We start from the raw sequence: 3,949 nt of genomic DNA on the forward strand, positions 1-3,949 counted from the left end.
GCAGCCTATGTGCTGGATGTGCAGTTGCGTCTGGCGCCAGTAGGCGTGCCGGGGGAGATTTACCTTGGCGGTGCGGGCCTGTCGCTCGGTTACCTGAACAGGCCGGAGCTGACGGCAGAGCGGTTTATACCGCATCCTTTCCTTGCCAGCGAAAAGATATACAAGACAGGAGATCTTGGCCGCTGGTTACCGGACGGCAATATTGAATACCTTGGCCGTGCAGACGACCAGGTGAAGATACGCGGTTACCGCATAGAGCTGGGCGAGATAGAAAATGTATTACAACAGAGCAATCTCGTGGCCCAGGCAGTGGTATTGGCTAAAACAGATGAGCAGGGTAGCAAACGCCTCGCAGGCTATGTAGTACCGGAGGGAGGATTTGACAAGGATGGTATCCTGTCATTTCTGAAAAAACGCCTGCCGGAATACATGATACCACAGATCTGGGTACCGCTGAGCAGGCTGCCATTGAACAAAAACGGCAAGGTTGATAAAAAGGCATTGCCGGATGCGGATGCGGGCGTGTTGCTTACGGATAACTATATAGCGCCGCGGAATGCTATGGAACAGGTCCTTGCCGGCATCTGGAAGGAGCTATTGCGTGTGCAACAGGTAGGGATATACGATAATTTTTTTGAGCTGGGTGGAGACTCCATTATTACCATACAGGTAGTGAGTCGTGCGAAACGCGCAGGATACAACCTGCAGCCCAGGGATCTGTTCACGTGTCAGAATATCGCCGGGCTGGCCGCCGCAATGAGGAAGAACAAAAGCGTGGAAACCAGCGCAGAACAGGGACTGCTGACCGGTGTTAGTGGGCTGCTGCCTGTTCAGCAGTGGTTCTTTGATATTGCGGATGCTTCCCTGTCGCATTTCAATCAACATGTACTATTAACAATCGATAAAAACATCTCTCCCGAAAAATTATCTGTTGCTGTACATAAACTCCTCAGATACCATGATGCCCTGCGCTTTTCTTATCGCCTGCCTGATCCTGTACAGGAATACGGAACTTATGAAGGTTTGCCGGAAATCATTGATCTCCGGAACATAGCGCCGGACAGGCTGTCTGAGGCGGTTAGCTTAAAATCGGAAGAGCGGCAGCGCAGCCTTGATATTGAGCAGGGCATACTGGTACGTACTGTTCTGATGCTTACACCCGACAGCGAAGTTGCTAACAGGCTGCTGATCATTGTGCATCACCTGGCAGTGGATGGCGTATCATGGCGTATATTGATAGAAGACCTGCAACTGTTGCTGCACAGCGATGACAGCCGGGCTGCAGAAGAAACGCTAGGACCGAAAAGCAGCTCACTACGTCAGTGGTATAATGCACTGGCGGCATACCCGGAAGATAGCCGGCTGTTGTCCCAACTGGATTATTGGGAGCGAGCTGTAAGCGAAACTGGTTTGCTGAAGACGGATAACATATACGACTATACGATTAACTACGGAGACACCCGTAGTCATACGGTAAAGCTCAACAGTCTGCAAACCCGGCAACTGTTGCAGGAGGTACCGAAAGCTTATCATACTGAAATCAACGATATATTATTATCGGCCTTAGCGCTGACGCTTGCTGAATGGAATCAACATAATACGGTGACCATCGGGTTGGAAGGTCATGGACGTGAGGACATTGTTCCCGGTATAGATCTCAGCCGCACCGTGGGTTGGTTCACCAGCATGTTCCCCGTATCTCTGCAGGTGGAATCCGGTTGTGGTGTGGGAGATATTGTAAAAAGTGTGAAAGAGCAGCTGCGTCTTATTCCCGGCAAGGGCATTGGTTACGGCGTGCTCCGTTATATTGGCAAAGCAGCCTCCCTGCAAGAACAGTCGTGGGATGTGGTGTTCAATTACCTGGGACAAATGACCAATATACTGACCGGAAACGACGTACTGGGAACAGCAAATGAAGATGGTGGAACACCGGTGGGAGAAAAATTTGCGGTACCGAATAAATTATACATCAACAGTATCATAAAAGGTGATGAACTGGAATTTGACTGGAGATACAGCTGCTGCCATTTTTCTGCAGATAGTATTGACTATCTGTCGGCACAATATCTCATCCACCTGCAAGCCATTATTGACCATTGTGCTTCACAGACAGTTACTGTCTGCACACCGGCAGACTTTAACCTGAGTGGTATAGTTCACTATCGAGAGCTGGACGCTTTCCTGGGCGTGGCTGATGGTAATACAACGCGCGGCGTGCAGGTGGAGCGCATTTATCCGCTCAGTGGCCTGCAGGCGGGTATGCTTTTCCATGGGCTGTATGATGCAACAGCCGGTGCTTATGTGGAACAGATGACAGCCACTGTTGGCACACTGGATGAGCAACTGTTTGTTCAGAGCTGGCAACACCTCATAAAGCAGCATACAGTTTTGCGCAGTGCCTTCTATTATGATGTGTTCAATATCCCTGTTCAATGTGTGTTCAGGGAAGTGATATTGCCGGTGCAGGTGCTTGATTACAGGGCATTTGATTCAGCGGCGCAGGAAGCTGCCATAGCGGATTATATGGTTGCTGACCGTATAGCAGGGTTCAATTTTGCTGTACCGCCATTGATGCGCATTTCCCTGTTTCGTCTTGCAGATGACGAGTATAGGCTGCTGTGGAGCTTTCATCATATATTGCTGGATGGTTGGTCGCTGCCTGTTTTACTGGAAGAGCTGCTGCAAACATACGAACTGCTGGTGACGGGAGAGCAGCTGCCTGTTACGGCAGAAGACCGTTTTGAGGATTATATCCGTTATATCAATCAGCGTGACAGTGCACAGGAAGCTGCCTACTGGCAGCAATACCTGGCGCCGCTTGAAACAGGTAGCCTGTTGCCGTTTATCCGTCAGGGTAGTATTCATGCAAAGGAAGCTGGTAACTTCAAGACTACATCCATCCGGCTGGATACCGCTGTTACGGCGGATATTATCACTTTTGCACAACAACAGCGCATTACGCTGAATACATTGATGCAGGGCGTGTGGGCATACCTGTTATACCGCTATACATGCCGCCGTGACGTGGTATTTGGTGTAACGGTTTCGGGCCGGCCGGAAGGCATGGCGAGCATGGAACGCGCCGTGGGTATGTACATCAACACTATTCCGCTGTATACAAGAATTGGGGAGCAACAGGAAGTAACGGCATGGCTGCGGCAGTTACAGGCCGGTCAGCTGGATAACCGCGAATATCAGTATTCCGCGCTGAATGATGTACAACACTGGAGCCCAGTAAACGGTGATCTTTTCGACAGTATACTGGTGTTTGAAAATTATCCGATGGATGAAGTACTGTTGTCTCAGCCGTGGAAGCTGCAACTCAGGGCTCCCGATGTGAAAGAACAGACTAACTATCCGCTCAGCATCACCGTAGTGGCGGGTAAGACTATTGATATACGTTTTGAGTACAATGAAACCATACTATCCGCTGAAGATATGGCTGGCATTGCAAGCCATTTTGAAACAGCCCTGCTGAATATCTACCGGCAGGCAACGCTAACAGACGATATAGAGATTTTTACAGAAGACGAAAAACATTGGCTCCTGTCAGGTATAAACGAAAATTCCTTCGTTTATCCAGCAGATAAAACATTAACAGATCTGTTTGAGGACCAGGTCCGTCAGACGCCTTCATTGACGGCCATTCTTCATAACAACAATTGTCTCACTTACCAGGAGGTGGAAGAGCGCTCCAACCGGTTGGCACAATATCTTGTGAGCAAAGGTGTTGAGCGTGATATGCTGATTCCGTTGTTTATAGAGCGTAGCCCTGAAATGATCATTGCGATGCTGGGAGTGCTGAAAGCCGGGGCAGCGTATGTGCCTGTACATCCTGACTATCCGTCAGACCGGATTGCCTATATCCTATCAGATATATCCGCAACATTAGTGCTGAGCAGTGTTGCCAGCGCCGGACTGTTGCAAACAGATCTTCCGGTAATACAAC

The 3,949-nt window shown here is 49.6% G+C and carries 1 protein-coding gene; it reads left to right on the forward strand.

The window, feature by feature from the left end:
* Positions 1–3,949, forward strand: a 3,949-nt coding sequence (locus VM802_RS07435) for a condensation domain-containing protein (protein ID WP_325529192.1), incomplete at both ends; no start/stop codon positions are given.

The organism is Chitinophaga sp., assembly GCF_035538455.1.
Lineage (GTDB): Bacteria > Bacteroidota > Bacteroidia > Chitinophagales > Chitinophagaceae > Chitinophaga.